Origin of the sequence: Streptomyces phaeoluteigriseus (assembly GCF_001896135.2) — a bacterium.
Lineage (GTDB): Bacteria > Actinomycetota > Actinomycetes > Streptomycetales > Streptomycetaceae > Streptomyces > Streptomyces phaeoluteigriseus.
Genome location: NZ_MPOH02000019.1, coordinates 906,944 through 927,856 on the forward strand (window position 1 = coordinate 906,944; position 20,913 = coordinate 927,856).

Below are 20,913 nucleotides of genomic sequence, written 5' to 3' on the forward strand. Positions count from 1 at the left end.
GTATGCCATCTGAACGGGCGTCCCCACGCCCCGATCCGGCGTCCCCGTACGCCGTGATCACCCGACCGCGCACCCGCGAAGGGGTGACCGCAAAGACGCTCCCCGCGCTCCGCGTGGTTGCGGAGGGCGGGGAGGAATCCTCGGGTGAATCTTCGAACCTTGTAAGTGTCCGCTACAAGTGGTTGCGGCCGTCGACCGTCTCACACCTCTGTGCAATAGATCCTACAAACGCGGTGGCGTCTGGCCAGGGAATTTACGGTCACCGGTCCCTGCCCCGCCAAGGGCCGCACCCGCCGCGGTCGTCACCGGTACTCCGCCGCCAGCAGTTCGGCGATCTGAGCGGTGTTCAGCGCGGCTCCCTTGCGCAGGTTGTCCCCGCACACGAAGAGTTCGAGCGCCGTGGGGTCGTCGAGGGCCCTGCGCACCCGGCCGACCCAGGTGGGGTCGGTACCCACGACGTCGGCGGGCGTGGGGAACTCCCCCGCGGCCGGGTTGTCGAAGAGCACGACGCCGGGGGCGGTGGCGAGGATCTCGCGGGCGCCGTCGACCGTCACCTCGTCCTGGAAACGGGCGTGGACGGTGAGGGAGTGCACGGTGATCACCGGTACGCGTACGCAGGTCACGGCGACGGGCAGCTTCGGCAGGCCGAGGATCTTGCGGGACTCGTCCCGCACCTTCATCTCCTCCGACGACCAGCCGTCCTCGCGCAACGAGCCGGCCCACGGCACGACGTTCAGCGCGACCGGCTCCGGGAAGGGTCCCGTCCGGTCGCCGACGGCCCGCCGTACGTCACCGGGGCTGGTCCCCAGTTCCGTACCGGCGACCATCGACAGTTGCCGGCGCAGCGTCTCCACTCCGGCCCGGCCCGCCCCGCTGACCGCCTGGTACGACGAGACGACCAGCTCGCGCAGGCCGAACTCGGCGTGCAGCGCGCCCAGCGCGACGATCATCGACAGGGTGGTGCAGTTCGGGTTGGAGACGATCCCGCGCGGCCTGTTGCGCACCGCGTGCGCGTTGACCTCGGGGACGACGAGGGGCACGTCCGGGTCCATCCGGAAGGCGCCGGAGTTGTCCACGACGACCGCGCCCCGGGCGGCGGCGACCGGCGCCCACCGCTCGGCGACCTCGTCCGGCACGTCGAACATCGCGACGTCGACGCCGTCGAAGGCCTCCTCGGTGAGTGCCACCACCTCGATCTGCTCGCCGCGCACGGCCAGCTTGCGGCCGGCCGAGCGCGGTGAGGCGATCAGTCGGATCTCGCCCCAGACGTCGGCGCGCTGGGACAGGATCTGCAGCATGACCGTGCCGACCGCTCCGGTCGCACCCACGACCGCGAGCGTCGGTCGTCGGGTCATCGCCCGGTGCCTCCGTAGACGACGGCCTCGTCGCTGTCGGAGTCGAGCCCGAAGGCGGTGTGCACGGCGCGCACGGCCTCCGGCACGTCGTCGGCGCGGGTGACCACCGAGATGCGGATCTCGGAGGTCGAGATCAGTTCGATGTTGACGCCCGCGTCGGACAGCGCCTTGAAGAAGTCGGCGGTGACGCCCGGGTTGGTCTTCATGCCGGCGCCGACGAGGGAGATCTTGCCGATCTGGTCGTCGTAGCGCAGCGAGTCGAAGCCGATGCCGGCCTTGTTCTTCTCCAGGGCGTCGAGCGCCTTGCGGCCCTCGGACTTCGGCAGCGTGAAGGAGATGTCCGTGAGACCGGTGGAGGCCGCGGACACGTTCTGCACGATCATGTCGAGGTTGATCTGGGCGTCGGCGATCGTGCGGAAGATCGTGGCCGCCTCGCCCGGCTTGTCCGGCACGCCGACGACCGTGACCTTGGCCTCGGAGGTGTCGTGCGCGACACCGGAGATGATGGCCTGCTCCACCTGCTTGTCCCCTTGCTCGATCGACTCGCTGCTGACCCACGTGCCCGGAAGTCCGCTGAAGGACGAACGGACGTGGATCGGGATGTTGTACCGGCGGGCGTACTCCACACAGCGGTGGAGCAGCACCTTCGACCCGGACGAGGCCAGTTCGAGCATGTCCTCGAAGGAGATCCAGTCGATCTTCCGGGCCTTCTTCACCACGCGCGGGTCGGCGGTGAAGACGCCGTCGACGTCGGTGTAGATCTCGCACACCTCGGCGTCGAGAGCGGCCGCGAGAGCCACGGCGGTGGTGTCGGAGCCACCGCGCCCCAGCGTGGTGATGTCCTTGGTGTCCTGGCTGACGCCCTGGAACCCGGCGACGATGGCGATGTTGCCCTCGTCGAGCGAGTCACGGATCCGGCCCGGCGTGACATCGATGATCCGGGCTTTGTTGTGGACCGAGTCGGTGATGACACCTGCCTGGCTGCCGGTGAAGCTCTGGGCCGAGTGGCCCAGGTTCTTGATCGCCATGGCCAGCAGGGCCATGGAGATCCGCTCTCCGGCGGTCAGCAGCATGTCGAGCTCGCGCCCGGCAGGGATCGGGGATACCTGCTCGGCGAGATCGATCAGCTCGTCCGTCGTGTCGCCCATCGCGGAAACCACGGCCACCACCTGGTGGCCGTTCTTCTTGGCTTCCACGATCCGCTTGGCGACACGCTTGATGCCCTCGGCATCGGCTACGGAGGAGCCTCCGTACTTCTGCACGACAAGGCCCACGTGCGCTCCTCGCTCAGTTTGTCTCTTTCCGCACATACGCCCTTGTACTGCGGTCGGCTCAGTCTAACGAGCAGCCGAAATCCGCCCCCGGGATGCCGCATGGTGAGACTCCCGGAGGCGGTCCGGACACGTCGTCCAGGGCAGACCCTGCCCACTGGCGCCGAAGTGAAAGCTGTGAATTAAGTTTCAAGCACTATCGTGCGGCTGTGCGTGTACTCCTGGTGGAAGACGACGAGCCGGTCGCCGAGTCCCTGCGGCGCGGCCTGAAGCGGTACGGCTTCGAGGTCGAGTGGGTCACCACCGGCACCGCCGCCCTCTCCCACCCCGGCCCCTACGACGTCGTCCTCCTCGACCTCGGGCTGCCCGACACCGACGGCCTCGACGTCTGCAGGGCCCTGCGCGGGCGCGGCGACGTGCCGATCATCGTGATCAGCGCCCGCAGCGACGAGACGGACCGGGTGGTCGGCCTGGAGCTGGGCGCCGACGACTACGTGTCCAAGCCGTTCGGTGTGCGCGAGGTCATCGCACGGATACGGGCCGTCATGCGGCGCGCCCGGCCCCTTGCGGCCGGGGCGGCCGGCCCCGACCGGTACGGCGCCCGCCTGACGATCGACCGCAAGGGGGCCCGCGTCCACCTGGACGGCGAGGAGGTCGCGCTCACGCCGAAGGAGTACGACCTGCTGGCCTTCCTCACCGAGGAGCCGGGCGCGCTGATGTCGCGCGAGCAGATCATGGAGGCGGTCTGGGACGCGAACTGGTTCGGCCCGACCAAGACACTGGACGTGCACGTGGCGGCGCTGCGGCGCAAGTTCACCGGGGTGATCACCCTGGAGGCGGTGCGCGGGGTCGGCTTCCGCCTGGAGATCACCGGCGGCAGCGCGTCATGATCCGTGCGATCACCGGCGGCAGCGCGTCATGATCCGTCAGCTCATCCGCAGCTACGTCCTGCTCGTCGCCGTCGGCCTCGGCCTGTTCACGGTGCCGGTGGCCTTCACGCTCACCGCCCAGCTGCGCGACGACACGGAGCTGTCCGTGGGGCGCGAGGCCACGACCATGGCGCTGCTGCTGGGCAACGGCGACACCGCGTCCTGCCAGGCCCTGGAGGAGATGGCCGGGGCCTACGCCGCGGAGACGCACGACCATGTGCAGGTCACCGCCACCGCCCGGTGCGTCACCCAACTCCCCCGGCCGCACCGGGACGCGGCCCTCACCGACGCCCTGGAACGGGGCGAACGGACCACCGACTGGGGCTCCGACTTCATCTGGGGCAGCGACCTCGTCATCACCGTCCCGGCGCACGAGGGCGGACGGTCCGTAGGCGCCGTACGGATCGTGTACTCCACCGACAACCTCACCGACCGCCTGTGGACGATCTGGGGCTTCCGGGCCGGACTCGCGGTGGCCGTCCTCGCGGTCGCCGCGCTGATCGGCGCGGTGGTCGCCCGGCGGCTCACCGCCCCGCTGCGCCAGCTCAACGACATGGCGAGCAGACTCAGCGACGGCGACCTGACGGCCCGCGCCCCCGTCACCGGCCCCCAGGAGACACAGACACTGGCCCGCACCCTCAACCAGGCCGGTGAGCGCCTCGACACCCTGGTCGCCTCGCAGCGGATCTTCGTCGCGGACGCCTCCCACCAGCTCCGTACGCCGCTCACCGCGCTCCGGCTGTCGCTGGACAACATCGCCGACGGCGTCGACGACGAGTTCGTCCGCGAGGACGTGGAACAGGCGACCGCCGAGGTGGTGCGGATGAGCCGGCTGGTCAACGGGCTGCTGGTGCTGGCCCGTGCCGAGGCCAAGGTGGCGGCCGCGGAGCCGTTGCCGCTGCGGGACATCGTCACCGAGCGCCTGTCGGTGTGGAGGCCGGCCGCCGACGAGCGCGGAGTCACCATCGCGCTCGGGGGGAGTGCCGACGACCGGCCGCTCGTGCTGGCCACCACCGGTCATCTCGACCAGGTGCTGGACAACGTGCTCTCGAACGCCCTGGAGGTGTCACCGGACGGCGCGACGATCACCGTCCGGACCGAGGCCCGCGGCAGCACGGTGCTGCTGGAGGTCCTCGACGAGGGTCCTGGCATGTCCGACGCGGAGAAGTCCCGCGCCTTCGACCGCTTCTGGCGCGGCCAGGGCCTGACCGGGCGCTCCGGCTCCGGCCTCGGCCTCGCCGTCGTCAGGCAACTGCTGACGGACGACGGCGGCACGGTGACCCTGGCCGACGCGCCGGGCGGCGGCCTGTGCGTCCGGATCACCCTGCGGGCGGGGCAGCGTACGGGCTGAAGGCGGGCCGACCGCCCGGCGCCGTCACTGCTCCGGCATCGCCGAGGAGTGGTGGTTGACGATCTTCCAGGTCCCGTCGCGCTTCTCGTACTCGTACGTGTAGCGGGCCTCGACGACGCGCTTCTCGCCGGTGTCGGGGTCGGTGAGGGTGAACGCGTAGACACCGGTGTCGATCGCGGAGTCGTCGTCGAGGACGTTGACGATCGTCCGGACCTTCTCGCCGACCGGCTTGTTCGCCAGGAAGTGCTCGAAGTAGTCGACGATGCCGGCGCGGTCGGTGCGGACCTCGTTGGAGACGGTGGGCAGCAGGACCGCGTTCTCGGCGTACAGGTCGGCCACCTCGTCCGGGTCACCGGTCCGCAGCGCGGCGTTCCAGGTGTCGAAGAGGGACGCGATCTGCTTCTTCGCGGGCTTGGGGGACCTCTCGGGGCCGGCCGCACCGACTCCGACCGTCACCGTGGCGGCGGTGACGACGGCGGTGGCGGTGACGAGGGCGGCGCGTATGCGGGTCTTGCGAGTCAACGCAACTCCTGTGCGGGAAGGGCCTGTTGGGATGACCCAAGACTCGCGTCCGGCCGGTTAGGGCCCGTGCAGCCGTCGTACAGGGGATGTGCAACGGCCGTCCAATTCGTCGACTCGATGAGGGGCCGCTCGACGAGCCGCTGCCGACGAGCCCGTGCTCGATGAGGGCCTCGCGCCGACTTCGACGAATTGGACGGCCACGGCGGCGACGGAGAGGTTGAAGAGGAAGAGGAAGAGGAACCACAGGACGGGGCGGGAGGAGAACGGCGAACGGGGGTGTGGGCGGTTACACCCCCGCGGTGGCCCCGGCCGGCCCGCCGCGGCCGGGAAAAGCCGCCGAAGCCCTACCTGACCTGGCCCGATCCCAGGTGGCCGCCGATCTCCTCGGCCATCACCCGGCCCGCCTCGAACTCCAGGGTGTCGTCGCCGTCGCCCTGGTCGGTGTCCAGGCCGTCCAGTTCCTCCAGGGGCTGGTTCAGGCGGACGTGCGCCAGGACCGAGTGGAGGGCGCGCAGGGTCGCCGAGGCCGTGGTGCCCCAGTTGGAGAAGTAGGAGAACTGCCACCACCACAGCGCCTCCGAGGTGCGGCCGGCCCGGTAGTGGACCATGCCGTGGCGGAGGTCGGCGATGACGTCGGCGAGGTCGTCGGAGATGCGGGCCGGGACGGGTGCCTTGCGTGGCTCGTAGGGGTCGAAGACCTCGGAGTAGACATCGACCGGCTCCAGGAGACGGGCGAGGTTCTCGCGCAGTTCGTCCGCGTCCGGCTCGAAACCGGGGTCGGGCTCGTAGCGCTCGTCGGGGACGATGTCCTCGTGCGCGCCGAGGCGGCCACCGGCCAGCAGCAGCTGGGAGACCTCCAGCAGGAGGAAGGGGACGGCGGAGTCCGGCTCGTCGCCCTTGGCGACCTCGGAGACGGCGACCAGGAAACTCTCGATCTGGTCGGCGATCTGGACCGCGAAGTCGTCCGGGTTCTGCTCGGTCGCGTGCAGCTTGGCGTCAGACATCTAGGAGTCGTCTCCCCTCGAAGGCGCGGCCGAGTGTGACCTCGTCCGCGTATTCCAGGTCGCCACCCACCGGGAGGCCGCTGGCCAGGCGGGTGACCTTCAGGCCCATGGGCTTGATCATGCGAGCGAGGTACGTGGCCGTCGCCTCGCCCTCGAGATTCGGGTCCGTGGCGAGGATCAGCTCGGTGACCACGCCGTCCGCCAGGCGGGCCAGCAGCTCCCGGACACGGAGGTCGTCCGGGCCGACGCCCTCGATGGGGCTGATCGCCCCGCCCAGCACGTGGTACTTGCCGCGGAACTCACGGGTGCGCTCGACGGCGACCACGTCCTTCGGCTCCTCGACCACGCAGATGACGGAAAGGTCGCGGCGCGGATCACGGCAGATGTTGCACAGCTCCTCCTGCGCCACATTGCCGCAGGTCGCGCAGAAGCGGACCTTCGCCTTGACCTCCATCAGGCACTGCGCGAGACGCCGCACGTCCGTCGGCTCCGCCTGGAGGATGTGGAAGGCGATCCGCTGCGCGCTCTTGGGACCGACGCCGGGGAGCCGCCCCAGTTCGTCGATGAGGTCCTGGACCACGCCTTCGTACAACGGACTGCCGTCCTTCCTGGGTTTCTTGCAGTACGTACGGTAGTTGGCCGCCACCCGTCCTAGGAAGGCGGTGTGAGCGTCGCGCGGGCGACGAACTTCGCGACGGCCGGGCTCGGACGGTGTCGGGCAGGGCCTGAACGGGGGCGGGACGGTGGCGGAACCGGGTCAGAAGGGCAGTCCCGGGATGCCACTGCCGCCACCGCCGAGGCCCTGCGCGAGCGGGCCGAGCTTCTGCTGCTGGAGGTTCTGCGCGTTCTCGTTCGCCGCCTGGACGGCCGCGACGACCAGGTCGGCAAGGGTCTCGGTGTCCTCGGGGTCCACCGCCTTCGGGTCGATCTTCAGGGCACGCAGCTCGCCGGCGCCCGTCACCGTGGCCCGCACCAGGCCGCCACCGGCCTGACCGTCGACCTCCGTGTTCGCCAGCTCCTCCTGGGCGCGGGCCAGGTCCTGCTGCATCTTCTGGGCCTGCTGCAGCAGCTGCTGCATGTTGGGCTGGCCACCACCGGGAATCACGATCAGCTCCTCTTCCGGGCCTCGGTCGTGCGGGTTTTTCCCGCTCGGCACGAGCCTACGTGGTCTGTGCGGGTGTCGCCCCAGCACTCTTTCGAGTGAGTCTCGGGTGTGGCCTATACCTGATCAAGGCCAACTTCCGGGCGGAAAAGTGGCGAAACCTTCCTCTTCGCCACCCATTGGGAGGTAGGAAAGGGTCCGGCGCATCAGCATCGGTCGCATGGATGGGCATCTGTCGTATCGGCATGCACCGGCGTACATCGCCTGCATCAGGTGTTACGCCGGATGATCGGCCGTTGTCGGTCGGCGTCAGTCGGCATCAGTCCGCAACAGTCGGTATTGGTCGGGATCACTTAGGGAGTGCCGGGTGGGTCAGCAGCCGGAGAGGCAGCCCGAGGGTCCGCCCCAGGACGGGCGGGGCGAGGGCGCGGCCGGGCTGCGGCCGGGCGATCTGACCGGGCGGGCCTTCCCGCTCGGGGACTGGGGCGAGCCCGCCGAGCGGCTCGACGAGCTGTACCGGTGGGTCGAACGGGGGGCGCTGGAGACAGCCGCCTGGTACCTCGCCGACCGGGTGTGGAAGCGGCGGGGGGCACGGGTACTGCGCGGCGGTGCCGCGGCGGGGGCGGTGGCCGGGGCGGCCCTGCCACTGCTCGATCTCACCGGGGCGGTGAGCGGGGTCGCGCCCTGGGGGTATCTGGCGCTGCTGTCGGCGGTGGCGTGCCTTGCCGTCGACCGGTTCTTCGGCGTGACCGCCGGTTGGATAAGGGACGTGGCCACGGCGCAGGCGGTGCAGCGGCGGTTGCAGGTGCTCCAGTTCGACTGGGCCTCGGAGAGCGTCCGGGAGGTTCTGGGGCCGGCGGAGGGCACCGCCAGTGAGGCGGCTGAGCGGTGTCTGTCGGTGTTGCGGCGGTTCTCGGAGGATGTGACGGAGCTGGTGCGGGTGGAGACGGTGGACTGGATGGTGGCGTTTCGGACGGGGGCGGCGCCCATGGGGTTGCAGGGCGTCGCCGCCTCCGGCGGTGGCGGGCGGGGGGACGGGGGTGCGGGGTCCGGGCGGTTCGCTCTGCCGCCGGGGGGTGCGGGACGGCCGAACATGCCTCGGCAGCGTCCGCCCGAGCCTCGGTGAGCCGGGGGCACCCCCGCCGCCCTTACCTTCCCTGAGGCTGGACCCCAGGCCCCCCGGCGGCGCTCCACGCCTCGTCCTCAAGCTCCCTCGGAGGGGCTCCGGCCGGGCTGGAGGATGCCGGGCGGCGCTGACGGGTTCGCCCTCGGCGCCCCCCGGGTCTCAGCTTCGGCTGTACGTCAGTTTCTCGCCGGTCGTCGGGTTGAGGCGTTGCAGCCGGCCGTCCGGGAGGAGGGTCACCTCCGTGGCCGCGCCTGGGGAGCAGGAGGAGAGCGGCTCGCCCGTGGTGACTTCTGACGGGCCCAGGGTCAGCGGGGCCTCGGGGGTCGGCGCCTCCGTCAGCGTGGCCGCGAACTCGCAGTGGTAGGCCTCGCCGTCCGCCACCAGACGCAGGACCGTGTCGCCGACCTCGCCCTGGGTGAGGGTCAGGCGGCGGGTGTCAGCGGTGTTGATCGTGGTGGTCCAGGTGCCCAGGTAGTCCCCGGGGATGCTGCCCTGCTGTGAGGGGGACGGGGAGGAAGAGGGAGACGGGGGCGGGGAGGAGGACTCGCCTCCGGACTCCGACGGGGGCGCCGAGGCCGACCTCGTCGGGTCCGGGTTCGCACCGGACACGTTGCCGTCGCCGTTCATGAACGCGTACACCGCGCCGCCCGCGCCCAGCGCGACCACCGCGGCGACCGCTAGCAGCAGCACCGTGGAACGGCCGCTGCGGCGGGGAGCCGGCTCCGGGTCGTAGGGGTCGTAGGGGTCGTACGCCATCGCGTCGGCCGCGTACGGGTTGTGCGGGACGGGTACAGGGGCCGCGGCCGGGACCGGCGTCGGCCGCTGGGGAGGGGCGGCCGGGTACTGCTGGGGGTAGCCGTACGCCGGGTGGGGTGCCGCGAGGGTGGGGACGTGGTCGGGCGGGCCGGAGTGCTGCGGGGCGACCTCAGGGACGGCTCCTTCTGGGTCCTCCGTCTCCAGGAGCCGTACGGCGTGCCGGCCGAGCTGGGCGACGAGGGTGCCCGGCAGCCACGGGTCGCGGGAGCGTCCGTCGGCGACCGTGTCCTCGGCGCCGGTGCGCTCCAGGATCCACTCCAGCGTCGGGCGGGCCGCCGGGTCCTTGCGCAGACAGGCGCGGACCAGGTCGGCGAGGCCCTCGGGCACGCGCGTGAGGTCGGGTTCCTCCTCGGCTATGCGGAACAGCAGCGCGTGGGCGCCCTGCTGTTCGGCGGAGCCGAAGGGGAGGACGCCGGTGGCGGCGTAGGCGAGGACGGAGCCCAGGCAGAAGATGTCGCAGGCCGGCGTGATGCGGTCGCCGCGCACCTGCTCGGGGGCCATGAAGCCGGGCGAGCCGATCACCGCGCCGGTCTGGGTGAGGCCGCCGTCGCCGAGATAGGTCAGTCCGCCGTCGCCCGTCACGGTCTCCAGGGCCCGCGCGACCCCGAAGTCGATGACGCGAGGGCCCTCGATGGTGACCATCACGTTGGACGGCTTGAGGTCGCGGTGGACGATCCCGGCCGCGTGGATGTTGGTGAGGGCGTGGGCGAGGCCGGCGGCGAGGATGCGCACCGAGCGTTCGGGCAGCGGGCCGTGGTCGTGGCCCACCACCTGCTGGAGGCTGGGCCCGGCGACATAGCCGGTGGCGACCCAGGGCACGGCGGCCTCGGTGTCGGCGTCCAGGACGGGCGCGGTCCAGAATCCGCCGACCCGCTGGGCGTTGCGCACCTCGTGGCGGAACCGGGCCCGGAACTCCTCGCGCGCGGCCAGTTCGGGGCGGACCAGCTTCACGGCGACGGTCCGTCCGCGGTCCGAGCGGGCCAGGAACACCTGTCCCATTCCGCCCTCGCCCAGCCGCCCGAGCAGCCGGTAGCCGCCGATCCGCTGCGGATCCCCCGGTCCCAGCTTCTCCATGGCAGCTCCGCCTCTCCCCCACACGTGTGATCGAGCCGAGAATAAACCGGCCATTCAGGGAGTCGAGCGGTGTGGTGTCTACGGTTCCATAACGGGCGGTTCCACAGCGGCACGCTCCTGAGCGGGCGGCTCCAGCTTTTCCAGCACCTGGGACAGGCGTTCCAGGTGCTGGACGGCCTCGGCCAGCTCCGCCTCGCCGTACACCTCGGCCAGCCGGTCGGCGAAGGCGGCGTGACCGGGGTCGATGCGGGCGATCGCGGCGCGCCCCTCCGCGGTGGGCGCAAGCAGCTTGGCGCGCCGGTGCGCCGGGTTGGGCCGGTACTCCGCGAGCCCCCTGCCGACGAGCAGGTCGGCGATGCGCTGCACGCTCTGCCGGGTGATGCCCATCGCGCGGGCGATGCCGGACACCGGGAGGGGTTCGGTGAGCACCGCGCCGAGCACCTGCCACCAGGCGGCGGTGAGTCCGGAGGGCCGGGCCAGTTCCTCCGCGACGCCGAGGAACTGGCCGTTGAGCCGGAAGACACCGAGCGCGCCGCGGCTGAGCAGGTCCTGCCGTTCCCGGCTCACAGCGCCCCGGCCTCGTCCAGGACGGCGTAGGCCTCCGGGTCGGAGTCGTGGAACAGCCGGTACCAGGCGTCCAGCACCTCACCGTCGTACACGCCCAGGAGGCGGAGGATCTCGCGGGCGAAGGCGACGGGCTCGGTGGGTCCGGCGGTGATCAGTTCCCCGTCGGTGACGGCGTCGGTGTCGACGTAGTGGGCGCCGCCCGCGTATCCGGTGGCGGCGAGGTAGAAGGAGACGGCGCTGGTGTGGGCGCGGTCGTCGAGCAGGCCCACGCGGGCGAGTCCGGCGGTGGCACCGCAGATCGCGGCGACGGGTGTGCCCGCGGCCAGGAACTCCCCCGCCGAGCGGGCGAAGGGCGCGAGATCGTCGGACGTGTCCCACAGGTCGGCGCCCGGCAGGATCAGCAGCGCGGCGTCCTCCGGACGTACGTCCGCCAGGGCCGTGTCGGGCTGGACGCGCAGGCCGCCGAGGCTGGTCACCGGGCGCGTCGACGCGCCGACCGTGCGGATCTCGTACCCGGCGCGGGCCAGGTGGGCGGTGGCGTGGCCGGTCTCCCAGTCGGCGAGGGTGTCGTAGACGGCGAGGTACACGGGCTTGCGGGGGGCGGTGCCGGTACTCATGGGTCCTCCTTGACCGTGAAGCCTTATGACAACATCCTGTCTAATTGCCAGTATGCTGTCAATAGCTTTCGCCCTCTTACCCTTCGCCCCCGCTGCCATCCCCGCCGCCTCAGGCCTCTCAGGGCGTCCTCGCCGTCCTCGCCGCATCCGACCCGTCCTCGCCGTCCTCGCCGGGTCCGCCCCGCTCACGCCCGACAACCTGTCGCGGAATCCGCCCGTCCACGGAACAGGACGCCGATACCGCTTCCGCATCGCGGACATTTACGCTCACCGGCATGACCCCTCAGACCGACCCCCAGACCGGCGCCGCGGTGAAGGCCGCGGACCGCGCGCACGTCTTCCACTCCTGGTCCGCGCAGGAACTCATCGACCCGCTCGCCGTGGCCGGCGCCGAGGGGTCGTACTTCTGGGACTACGGCGGCAAGCGCTACCTCGACCTCACCAGCGGGCTCGTCTACACGAACATCGGCTACCAGCACCCCAAGGTCGTCGCCGCGATCCAGGAACAGGCCGCACACCTGACCACCTTCGCGCCCGCCTTCGCCGTCGAGGCCCGCTCCGAGGCGGCCCGGCTGATCGCCGAGCGCACTCCCGGCGACCTCGACAAGATCTTCTTCACCAACGGTGGCGCCGACGCCGTGGAGCACGCGGTGCGCATGGCACGGCTGCACACCGGGCGTCCCAAGGTCCTGTCGGCGTACCGCTCGTACCACGGCGGCACCCAGCAGGCGGTGAACCTCACCGGTGACCCGCGCCGCTGGGCCTCCGACTCGGCGAGCGCCGGGGTCGTGCACTTCTGGGCGCCGTTCCTGTACCGCTCCCGCTTCTACGCGGACACCGAGGAGCAGGAGTGCGCGCGGGCGCTGGAGCACCTGGAGACGACCATCGCCTTCGAGGGGCCCGCGACGATCGCCGCGATCATCCTGGAGACCATCCCCGGCACGGCCGGGATCATGGTCCCGCCGCCCGGCTATCTGGCCGGCGTCCGCGAGCTGTGCGACAAGTACGGGATCGTCTTCGTCCTCGACGAGGTCATGGCCGGGTTCGGGCGCACCGGCGAGTGGTTCGCGGCCGACCTGTCCGGTGTCGTGCCGGACCTGATGACCTTCGCCAAGGGTGTGAACAGCGGATACGTGCCGCTGGGCGGGGTCGCCATCTCCGGCGCGATCGCGGAGACCTTCGGAAAGCGGCCGTACCCCGGTGGCCTCACCTACTCCGGGCACCCGCTCGCCTGCGCCGCCGCCGTCGCCACGATCAACGTGATGGCGGAGGAGGGCGTCGTCGACAACGCGAAGAACCTCGGCGCCTCCGTCGTCGGACCGGGGCTGCGGGAGCTGGCCGAGCGCCACCCGAGCGTCGGCGAGGTGCGCGGCGTCGGCATGTTCTGGGCGCTGGAGCTGGTGAAGGACCGCGAGACGCGCGAGCCGCTGGTGCCGTACAACGCCGCCGGTGAGGCGAACGCGCCGATGGCCGCGTTCGGGGCCGCCGCCAAGAAGGCCGGGGTGTGGCCCTTCGTCAACATGAACCGCACCCACTTCGTGCCGCCGTGCAACGCGAGCGAGGCGGAGCTGAAGGAGGGCCTCGCGGCGCTGGACACGGCGCTGTCGGTGGCGGACGAGTACACCGGACAGCCGGGCGGGCACACCGGATAGCCGCACGTGCACAACGGACGGCCGGGCGGGCACACCGGATAGCCGCACGTCCACGACGGACAGCCGAGCGGGGCACAGCGGATAGCCGAGCGGGCGCAACGGGCGGCCGGGCGGGCACAACGGACGGCCTAGCGCGGGCGCCGGACGGCCGAGCGCACACCGTACGGCCGCGGTTGTTCGTACAAGTCCTTGAATTCGTCGAACGCGTAAGGTGGCGTGCTCGTACATACCGACGAGCACGCCGTCCGCCGACGGCGCTCACGCCGTCGACCGGCGTACGTGACGAGGACGAGGGAGACGCCCCGACCATGCCCGGCAGCAGCGGCAGCGGCGCCGTGACCCGCAGCACCCTGCGGCAGCAGATCGCCGACGCCCTTCGCGACGAGGTGCTGGCGGGACGGCTCCAGCCGGGCCAGGAGTTCACGGTCAAGGAGATAGCCGACCAGTACGGCGTCTCCGCGACCCCCGTCCGCGAGGCGCTGGTCGACCTGTCGGCGCAGGGGCTGCTGGAGGCCGACCACCACCGCGGCTTCCGGGTGCACGAGTACTCCGTGGCGGACTTCCGGGGCATGGTGGAGGCGCGCAGCCTGGTCATCGAGGGCATGTTCCTCGCCCTGGACGAGGGCAGGCAGCGCTTCCAGAACCTGGCGGACCCGCGGATCGCGGCGGCCGTCGCGGGGGTGCGCCGACGAGGCGAGGAGGCCCAGCGGGCCGCCGCCGCCGGTGACCTCACCGTACTGATCGGCTACGACCTGCGGTTCTGGCGCGAGTTGAGCACCCTGTTCGGCAACCCCTATCTCGCCGACTTCCTGAACCGGCTGCGGGTGCAGAGCTGGGTGTGTCTGGTGCAGCACCTGCGTCGGCTGACCGACCTGCGCGGCCACCTGTGGTCCGGCCACACCGAACTGGTCGACGCCCTGTACCAGCGCGACACCACCACCGCCCGCACGATCCTCGACGCGTACAACACCCACTCCGTCGCGCTGATCGAGCGGCTCGCGGCCGGATGAGCGGGACGGACACCTCCGAGGACTCCCACCAGGTCCCCGGGTCCCGCGCAACCACCGCGTCCCCGGCGGTCCCCGACCTCTCCGTCGTCGTGCCCGCCTACAACGAGGAACGCCGGCTCGGCCCCACCCTCGACGCGCTCACCCGCCAACTGTCCGCGGCCGGGGACCGGTGGGGCAGCTGGGAGATCGTGATCTCCGACGACGGCTCCACCGACGCCACCCGCGAGATCGTCACCCGGCGCCGCGACCCCCGGCTGCGGCTGATCACCAGCCCCCGCAACCGCGGCAAGGGCCACGCCCTGCGGCTCGGCGTGGGCGCCAGCCGGGGGCGCCGCGTACTGATCACCGACGCCGATCTCGCCGTACCCGTCGGCGAGTTGAAGCGGCTCGACACGGTGCTCGCGGAGGGCAACGCGGCGGCGGTCGGTTCCCGGGCCGTGCCGGGGGCGACGCTCGGCGACCGCCGGCACCCGGTGCGCGAACTCCTCGCCGGCGGGGGCAACCTGCTCATCCGCGGAACGGCGGTGCGCGGGATACGCGACACCCAGTGCGGGTTCAAGCTGTTCGACGGCGAGAAGGTCCGGGCGGCGTTCGCCGTCTCCCGGCTGGACGGCTGGGCCATCGACGTGGAAGTCCTGCGCCACTTCCAGCGGGCGGGCTGGCCGGTCGCCGAGGTCCCGGTGCACTGGTCGCACCGGCCCGGCTCCAAGATCCGCCCGCTGGACTACCTCCGCTTCCCGCGCGACCTCATCCGCCTGCGCCTCCCGGTCCCGAGGCCCGCCGACGCCGTCGCCGCCGCCCTGTTCCTCGCCATGGCCGTCGCGCTCTACGCCGGCCGCTTCTTCGACCCGGCCCACCGCTACCTCACCGACTCCCTCCAGGACCAGAACCAGTGGGAGTGGTTCTTCGCGGTGACCGCCGACAACCTCGTCCACCTGCGGAACCCGCTGTTCAGCGACCTCCAGGGCGTCCCGGACGGCGTGAACCTGATGGCGAACACCGCCATGTTCGGCGTGTCCGTGCCACTCACCCCGGTCACACTCCTGTGGGGCCCGGCCGTCGCCCTCAGCCTCGCGACGACACTGGGCCTCGCGGCCACCGCGGCGGCCTGGTACCGGCTGATGCTGCGCCGGCTCGTGCCGCAGCGCGGGGCCGCCTTCGCCGGGGCCGCGCTGGCCGCCTTCGCGCCGCCCATGGTCAGCCACGCCAACGCCCACCCCAACTTCGTCGTCCTGTTCATGATCCCCGCGATCATCGAACGGTGCCTGCGGCTGTGCGCGGGCACCCGGGTCACCCGCGACGCGGTGATCCTCGGCCTGATGACCGCCTACCAGGTCTTCCTCGGTGAGGAGGCCCTGCTGCTGGCCGCGCTGGGGATGCTCCTGTTCGCCGCCGCCCACTCCGCCGCACACCCCCGCGTGGCCGCGCGGCCGCACGCCCCCTGCTGCGCGGCCTGGCGATCGCCGCGGCCGTCTGCCTGACCCTGGTGGTCTACCCGCTGGCCTGGCAGTTCTCCGGACCGCAGAGCTACACCCACCTCGACCACGGCCCCGGCGCCGCCAACAGCCTGCGCGCCCTGCTGACCTTCGCCGAGCGCTCCCTCCTCGCGGGCGACGCCGACCGCGCCGCCGCCCTCTCCCTCAACCCGACCGAGCAGAACGCCTTCTACGGCTGGCCCCTGCTCCTCCTCGCCCTCGCGATCACCGTCGGCCTGTGGCGTCGGCCCGTCGTCAGGGCGCTCGCGGCCACCGCCGCCGCCGCGGCCGTCCTCTCCCTGGGCCCGCGCATCCACGTCCCGCTGACCGGCGTCGAGATCCCCGGCCCCTGGGCGCCGCTGGCCGGCCTCCCGCTGCTGGAGTCCGTCATCGTCAGCCGGGTCGCGCTGATCTGCGCGCCCGTCCTCGGCATGCTGCTCGCCCTCGCGATCGGCCGGCTGGCGCAAGCCCGCTCCCGGGGCAGGCGGTACGCCGGTCTCCTCGTCGTCTGCCTGGCCCTGCTCCCCCTGATCCCGGCCCCGCTGCGGTCCGAGCCGCGCGCCGAGGTGCCCGCCTTCTTCACCGACGGCGCCTGGAAGGCGTACGTCCGCCCCGGCGAGTCCCTGGTGCCGGTGCCGCTGCCCGAACCCGCCGCCGCCGAGGCCCTGCACTGGCAGACCACCGCCGGCCTCGGCTTCCGGATGCCGGGCGGCTACTTCAACCGGCCCTACGGCGACGGCGACCGCAGCGGTGTCTACGGCGTCCCGCTGAACTGGACGGCGAGCCTGCTGAAGGACGTACGGGAGACGGGCGTCGCCCAGGTGATCGACGCCCGCGCGCGCGAGGAGGCCCGACGCGACCTCGCGTACTGGCGCGCGGGCGCGCTGGTGCTCGTCCCGCAGCCGCACGACGGGCCGCTCCGGGCCACCGTGGACAGGCTCGTGGGCCGCCCCGGTACGTGGGTGGCCGGAGTGTGGGTATGGGACCTGCACGAAGGGAGCTGACGCGGGACGCACCGACTACCCTTCCCAGTCCGGGCATGGAAGCAATGACCACGCGACACCCTGAGTGAGGAGCTCTCTTTGGCCTGTGACCTGTGGCTGGTGCCGCTCGTCGACGTGTTGTGCCACACCCCCGACAATCCCTTCGCCGAGGAACTCGCGCAGTACAACAAGGTGCTCGCCGAGTCGGGACTCCCACCCGTGCCGGTGTACCAGTACATGCCGGGCCTGTCCGGAGACGTCGCCCCCGTGGCCGGCTTCGACTACGACGCCCTGCACTTCCTGCGTCGCGCCTACCTGCTCCAGGTGTGCGGACTGCCGGTGACCCCGGTGGACGACCTGGGCGGCGACTACGAGCAGCTCCTGGAGATGTTCGAGTCCACCGCGCAGCAGTCCCACCTGGTCTGGCACTACGACCACGCGGGCGCCTACGTCCCGGTGGACTTCCCGCAGCCCCTGTCCAACGACGAACTCCTCGCCGGCGGCGGCCCGCTGGGCTCGGCCCAGTCCCTGCTGCGGGAACTGGAGTACGTCGCCCCGTCCATCGGCATCGATCCGGCCAATCCGCCGGCCGCGCCACATCCCCCGGCCGCCCCGACGAAGTTGGAGGAACCGGCCGTGGCACCGCCGTACGACCCGAGCCCGTTCGCCCGCGAACGGCATGTCTGGCTCGGGTTGCACGCGGCGGCCACCAGAAGCCTGGCGCAGGGGTCGATGATCGTGTTCAGCTGATCCGTCGACGGCCCGGCGTCAGCGGCCCAGTTGGGCGAGACCCTTCTGCACGTCGTCGATGTTCATCACCGGCGTGTAGGTGATCTCCGCGCCGAGGTTGAGGAAGAACGGCTCGCTGATCACCGGCATCTGGGAGCTGTCCTGCATGTCGAAGACCATGTAGGCGGTGCGCTTCCCCTGGTCGGACGTGAAGTAGGCCGCCTCGGGCTTGAGCTGTTCCATCGACTCCTGGATCAGTTTCCCCAGGGTGCCGCTGCGGATGGCCTCGTTGGCCTTCTCCGTGTCCATCCGTGCCTTGAGCAGTACGCGCATCGCACTCACCTTCTTCTGGTCGACGCGCGGGGGGTGTGTTCCACGTTTCAGGCTATGCCTGTTCGCGGCATATCTCCCGGCGAGACCGAGGGGGAACGGTGAGACCGACGGGGCCGGTCGGACGGCTCAGACCGGTCGGACGGCTCAGACCGACGGGACCGGTCAGACCGGTCCCACCGGTGAGACCGACGGCCGCCTTCCGCGTGAACGGAAGGCGGCCGGCGCGATCTCCTGCGGTCCCTCAAGTGCCTCGGAGGCGGGGGCCTCAGATGCTCAAATGCCTCGGAGGCGGGGGCCTCAGATGCTCAAGTGCCTCGGAGGCGGGGGCCTCAGATGAACGAGTTGATCTGGATCGTCTCGTCCCGGCCCGGACCCACGCCGATCGCGGAGATCGGGGCGCCGGACATCTCCTCCAGCGCCTTGACGTAGTCCTGGGCGTTCTTCGGCAGATCCTCGAAGGTCTTGGCCTTCGTGATGTCCTCGGACCAGCCCGGCAGGGTCTCGTAGATCGGCTTCGCGTGGTGGAAGTCGCTCTGCGAGTACGGGAGTTCCTCGACGCGCTTGCCGTCGATCTCGTACGCCACGCAGACCGGGATCTGCTCCCAGCCGGTCAGGACGTCGAGCTTGGTGAGGAAGAAGTCGGTCAGGCCGTTCACGCGGGTCGCGTAGCGGGCGATGACCGCGTCGAACCAGCCGCAGCGACGGTCGCGGCCGGTGGTGACGCCCACCTCGCCGCCGATGCGGCGCAGCGCCTCGCCGTCCTCGTCGAACAGCTCCGTCGGGAACGGTCCGGCGCCGACACGGGTCGTGTAGGCCTTGAGGATGCCGATGACCCGGCTGATCTTCGTCGGGCCCACGCCGGCGCCGGTGCAGGCGCCGCCCGCGGTCGGGTTCGACGAGGTGACGAAGGGGTACGTGCCGTGGTCGATGTCCAGCAGCGTGCCCTGGCCGCCCTCGAAGAGGACCACCTTGTCGTTCTCCAGGGCCTGGTTGATCACCAGGACCGTGTCGGCGACGTACGGCCGCAGCTTCTCGGCGTAGGCCAGCAGCTCCTCGACGACCTGGTCGACCGCGATGGCGCGGCGGTTGTAGAGCTTGGTGAGCAGCTGGTTCTTGACGTCGAGCGCCGCCTCGACCTTCTGCAGCAGGATCGACTCGTCGTACAGGTCCTGTACGCGGATGCCGACCCGGTTGATCTTGTCGGCGTAGGTCGGGCCGATGCCCCGTCCCGTGGTGCCGATCTTCCGCTTTCCGAGGAAGCGTTCCGTCACCTTGTCGACAGTCACGTTGTAGGGCGTGATGATGTGCGCGTTGCCGCTGAGGAGCAGCTTCGACGTGTCGACGCCTCGCTCGTTCAGACCGCTCAGCTCGGAGAGCAGGACCGACGGATCGACGACGACTCCGTTTCCGATGACGGGCGTACATCCGGGCGACAGGATTCCGGAAGGGAGGAGATGCAGTGCGTACTTCTGGTCGCCCACGACGACCGTGTGGCCGGCGTTGTTGCCACCCTGGTAACGCACTACATAATCCACCGAGCCGCCGAGCAGGTCGGTGGCCTTTCCCTTGCCCTCGTCACCCCACTGAGCACCGAGCAGCACAAGTGCGGGCACGCGCGTACACCCCTTCCGGGTGGGGCATGTCCAGGGTCAGGGGCGTACGCGGAGGCTCTCACCACCGCGTGCACCACGACCGTCGTCGGTCGCGGTACAGCGACCGTCTTCGGTCGCCGAACGACCGTCGCCGGTCGCACACCGTCGGACCCGGATGCCCCGGAATAGACGAAGCCCCTGGCGCAATAGCGCAAGGGGCTCTTGCACAAAGATGCTACCCGAGGAAGCGAGGCAGGACCGAGGTGGCGACTTTCGCGACGCCGGACCAGCTGCTGGTGATCATCGATCCGGTCGCCCGGAGGACGGACGGCGAGTCCGTACGGATCGCGAAAGACGTGCTCAGCGCGGGTGCGGCCACGAAAGTGTGCCTCCCGGAGGATGCGGGGGAATTTGCCCGCGTCCTCGCGCGCCGGGGCTCGCGGCGGCCCGTCGTGATCGGTGACGACCGTGCGCTCCTGCGCGCGGTGGCCCTGCTGCACCGGCAGCGCGAGCTGGCCGAATGCGTGCTGTCGATGGTGCCCGTGGGCAGCGCCCTGAGCGTCGCGCAGGCCCTGGGGGTGCCCCTGGGGGCCGTGGCGGCGGCGCGGGCCGTCCTGGACGGCACAGAGCGCCGCCTGGACCTGCTCGTCGACGACAGCGACGGGGTCGTTCTGGGCACACTGCGGATCCCGCCACTGTCCGGCCAGGACGGACAGCGGGACGCGGACGGGATACGGCCGTGGCTGCGGACCTGCCAGTCCCTCGTGCGGACGCTGGTGCCGTCCCGGCCGGCCCCGGCCCCGGCGGCACCCGGCCCCACGCGGCTGCGGGTCGAGGTCGACGGGGTGACGCTGGTCGACCTGGACCAGCCCGTGGAGGCCGTGTCGGTGACCCCGGACGCCTCCGGCACGGCGGTGGTGCGGGTCCGGCCGGTGTCGGTGGGCGCGGAGGCGTCCCCGCTGGAGGCCCGGGGCCGCACGGTGACCGTGTCCGGGGCGGACTTCCGCTACCGGGCCGACGCGGCGGTGGCGGGGCCGGTACGGCGACGGACGTGGGTGGTGCGGGAGGGAGCACTGGGGCTGGTGCTACCGGGGCGGTGAGGTCGGGGGTCGGTGATCTGGGGGCCGTGGGGTCCGTCTGGGTGCCCTGGGGGGCCGGACGGTCCGGGTGCCCTGTGGCCGGACGGTCCGGGTGCCCTGGGGCCGGGCGGTCCGGCGGGGCGGGGGCTGGGCGGTTCCGGGAGGCCTGGCAGTTCCGGAGGGTCTGGGGGCCCGGGGCCAGCTGGTCACGTAGCCGGGGTGTCGGAGCGTACGGGTCCACGTAGTGGCTGGGCATGCCGTCAGGATCGGCGTTGCGCCACGACGAGTGCGGGACCGGCCCGGCGGCCTACGAGGCGTACCTCCGG

18 protein-coding genes and 1 pseudogene are annotated in these 20,913 nt (G+C 71.5%); 8 read left to right on the forward strand and 11 right to left on the reverse strand.

The features are described 5' to 3' along the window. Positions 1-302 precede the first annotated feature (302 nt). Entirely contained in the window at positions 303-1,355 is a 1,053-nt protein-coding gene (locus tag BM536_RS33820) for an aspartate-semialdehyde dehydrogenase (RefSeq protein ID WP_073495811.1), read from the reverse strand. After that, the gene (locus tag BM536_RS33825) at positions 1,352-2,629 is read right to left on the reverse strand and encodes an aspartate kinase (RefSeq protein ID WP_073495812.1); all 1,278 of its coding nucleotides are present in this window, start codon (positions 2,627-2,629) and stop codon (positions 1,352-1,354) included. The genes BM536_RS33820 and BM536_RS33825 overlap by 4 nt, the downstream gene beginning before the upstream one ends. Before the next feature lie 206 nt (positions 2,630-2,835). Between BM536_RS33825 and BM536_RS33830 the strand changes: the two genes are divergently transcribed. Next, a complete protein-coding gene (locus tag BM536_RS33830; RefSeq protein WP_073495814.1) occupies positions 2,836-3,516 on the forward strand; it encodes a response regulator transcription factor in 681 nt (226 codons plus the stop codon). Positions 3,517-3,544: 28 nt separating this feature from the next. Beyond that, positions 3,545-4,906: a HAMP domain-containing sensor histidine kinase gene (locus BM536_RS33835; protein ID WP_073495815.1), complete on the forward strand. Its 1,362-nt coding sequence runs from the start codon at positions 3,545-3,547 to the stop codon at positions 4,904-4,906. 24 nt (positions 4,907-4,930) lie between these two features. Here BM536_RS33835 and BM536_RS33840 read toward each other — a convergent pair whose 3' ends face one another. From BM536_RS33840 to BM536_RS33855, 4 genes are all read right to left on the reverse strand, one after another. Then, complete coding sequence (locus tag BM536_RS33840; protein WP_073495817.1) at positions 4,931-5,428, reverse strand: SgcJ/EcaC family oxidoreductase; 498 nt, start codon at positions 5,426-5,428, stop codon at positions 4,931-4,933. A 344-nt stretch (positions 5,429-5,772) separates the two neighbouring features. Next, positions 5,773-6,432, reverse strand: coding sequence for a DUF5063 domain-containing protein (locus tag BM536_RS33845; protein ID WP_073495819.1), 660 nt, complete (start codon positions 6,430-6,432; stop codon positions 5,773-5,775). Continuing rightward, the gene (gene recR, locus BM536_RS33850) at positions 6,425-7,024 is read right to left on the reverse strand and encodes a recombination mediator RecR (RefSeq protein WP_073495838.1); all 600 of its coding nucleotides are present in this window, start codon (positions 7,022-7,024) and stop codon (positions 6,425-6,427) included. Before recR ends, BM536_RS33845 begins: the two co-directional genes overlap by 8 nt. Positions 7,025-7,189: 165 nt before the next feature. Next, on the reverse strand, positions 7,190-7,537 hold the full coding sequence (locus tag BM536_RS33855) for a YbaB/EbfC family nucleoid-associated protein (protein WP_073495821.1): 348 nt from the start codon (positions 7,535-7,537) through the stop codon (positions 7,190-7,192). Between the two features lie 364 nt (positions 7,538-7,901). Between BM536_RS33855 and BM536_RS33860 the strand changes: the two genes are divergently transcribed. Further along, positions 7,902-8,660, forward strand: a complete 759-nt coding sequence (locus tag BM536_RS33860) for an SLATT domain-containing protein (RefSeq protein ID WP_094103857.1) — start codon at positions 7,902-7,904, stop codon at positions 8,658-8,660. Between the two features lie 159 nt (positions 8,661-8,819). Here the strand turns inward: BM536_RS33860 and BM536_RS33865 are convergent, their stop codons facing one another. From BM536_RS33865 to BM536_RS33875, 3 genes are all read right to left on the reverse strand, one after another. Further along, the gene (locus BM536_RS33865; protein WP_094103858.1) at positions 8,820-10,550 is read right to left on the reverse strand and encodes a serine/threonine-protein kinase; all 1,731 of its coding nucleotides are present in this window, start codon (positions 10,548-10,550) and stop codon (positions 8,820-8,822) included. Positions 10,551-10,628: 78 nt separating this feature from the next. Next, positions 10,629-11,117, reverse strand: coding sequence for a MarR family winged helix-turn-helix transcriptional regulator (locus BM536_RS33870; protein WP_073495823.1), 489 nt, complete (start codon positions 11,115-11,117; stop codon positions 10,629-10,631). Next, complete coding sequence (locus BM536_RS33875; RefSeq protein ID WP_073495825.1) at positions 11,114-11,734, reverse strand: type 1 glutamine amidotransferase family protein; 621 nt, start codon at positions 11,732-11,734, stop codon at positions 11,114-11,116. The genes BM536_RS33870 and BM536_RS33875 overlap by 4 nt, the downstream gene beginning before the upstream one ends. Before the next feature lie 275 nt (positions 11,735-12,009). On the opposite strand from BM536_RS33875, the gene BM536_RS33880 reads away from it, so the two are divergent. The 4 genes and pseudogenes from BM536_RS33880 (at position 12,010) to BM536_RS33895 (ending at position 17,604) form a co-directional block, all read left to right on the forward strand. Then, positions 12,010-13,386 (forward strand): aspartate aminotransferase family protein, encoded by a 1,377-nt coding sequence (locus BM536_RS33880; RefSeq protein ID WP_073495827.1) that lies wholly within the window; start codon positions 12,010-12,012, stop codon positions 13,384-13,386. Positions 13,387-13,694: 308 nt separating this feature from the next. Then, complete coding sequence (locus BM536_RS33885; RefSeq protein WP_073495829.1) at positions 13,695-14,396, forward strand: GntR family transcriptional regulator; 702 nt, start codon at positions 13,695-13,697, stop codon at positions 14,394-14,396. Further along, positions 14,393-16,875, forward strand: a pseudogene (locus BM536_RS33890) (glycosyltransferase). Before BM536_RS33885 ends, BM536_RS33890 begins: the two are co-directional and overlap by 4 nt. 78 nt (positions 16,876-16,953) lie before the next feature. Beyond that, a complete protein-coding gene (locus BM536_RS33895) occupies positions 16,954-17,604 on the forward strand; it encodes a phospholipase D-like domain-containing protein (protein WP_073495831.1) in 651 nt (216 codons plus the stop codon). Positions 17,605-17,622: 18 nt separating this feature from the next. Here the strand turns inward: BM536_RS33895 and BM536_RS33900 are convergent, their stop codons facing one another. After that, a complete protein-coding gene (locus BM536_RS33900) occupies positions 17,623-17,916 on the reverse strand; it encodes a DUF3303 family protein (protein ID WP_073495832.1) in 294 nt (97 codons plus the stop codon). 329 nt (positions 17,917-18,245) lie between these two features. Then, positions 18,246-19,529, reverse strand: coding sequence for an adenylosuccinate synthase (locus tag BM536_RS33905; RefSeq protein WP_073495834.1), 1,284 nt, complete (start codon positions 19,527-19,529; stop codon positions 18,246-18,248). A 242-nt stretch (positions 19,530-19,771) separates the two neighbouring features. Here BM536_RS33905 and BM536_RS33910 point away from each other — a divergent pair, with 242 nt between their 5' ends. Further along, entirely contained in the window at positions 19,772-20,608 is an 837-nt protein-coding gene (locus BM536_RS33910) for a diacylglycerol kinase family protein (protein WP_073495836.1), read from the forward strand. Positions 20,609-20,913 lie beyond the last annotated feature (305 nt).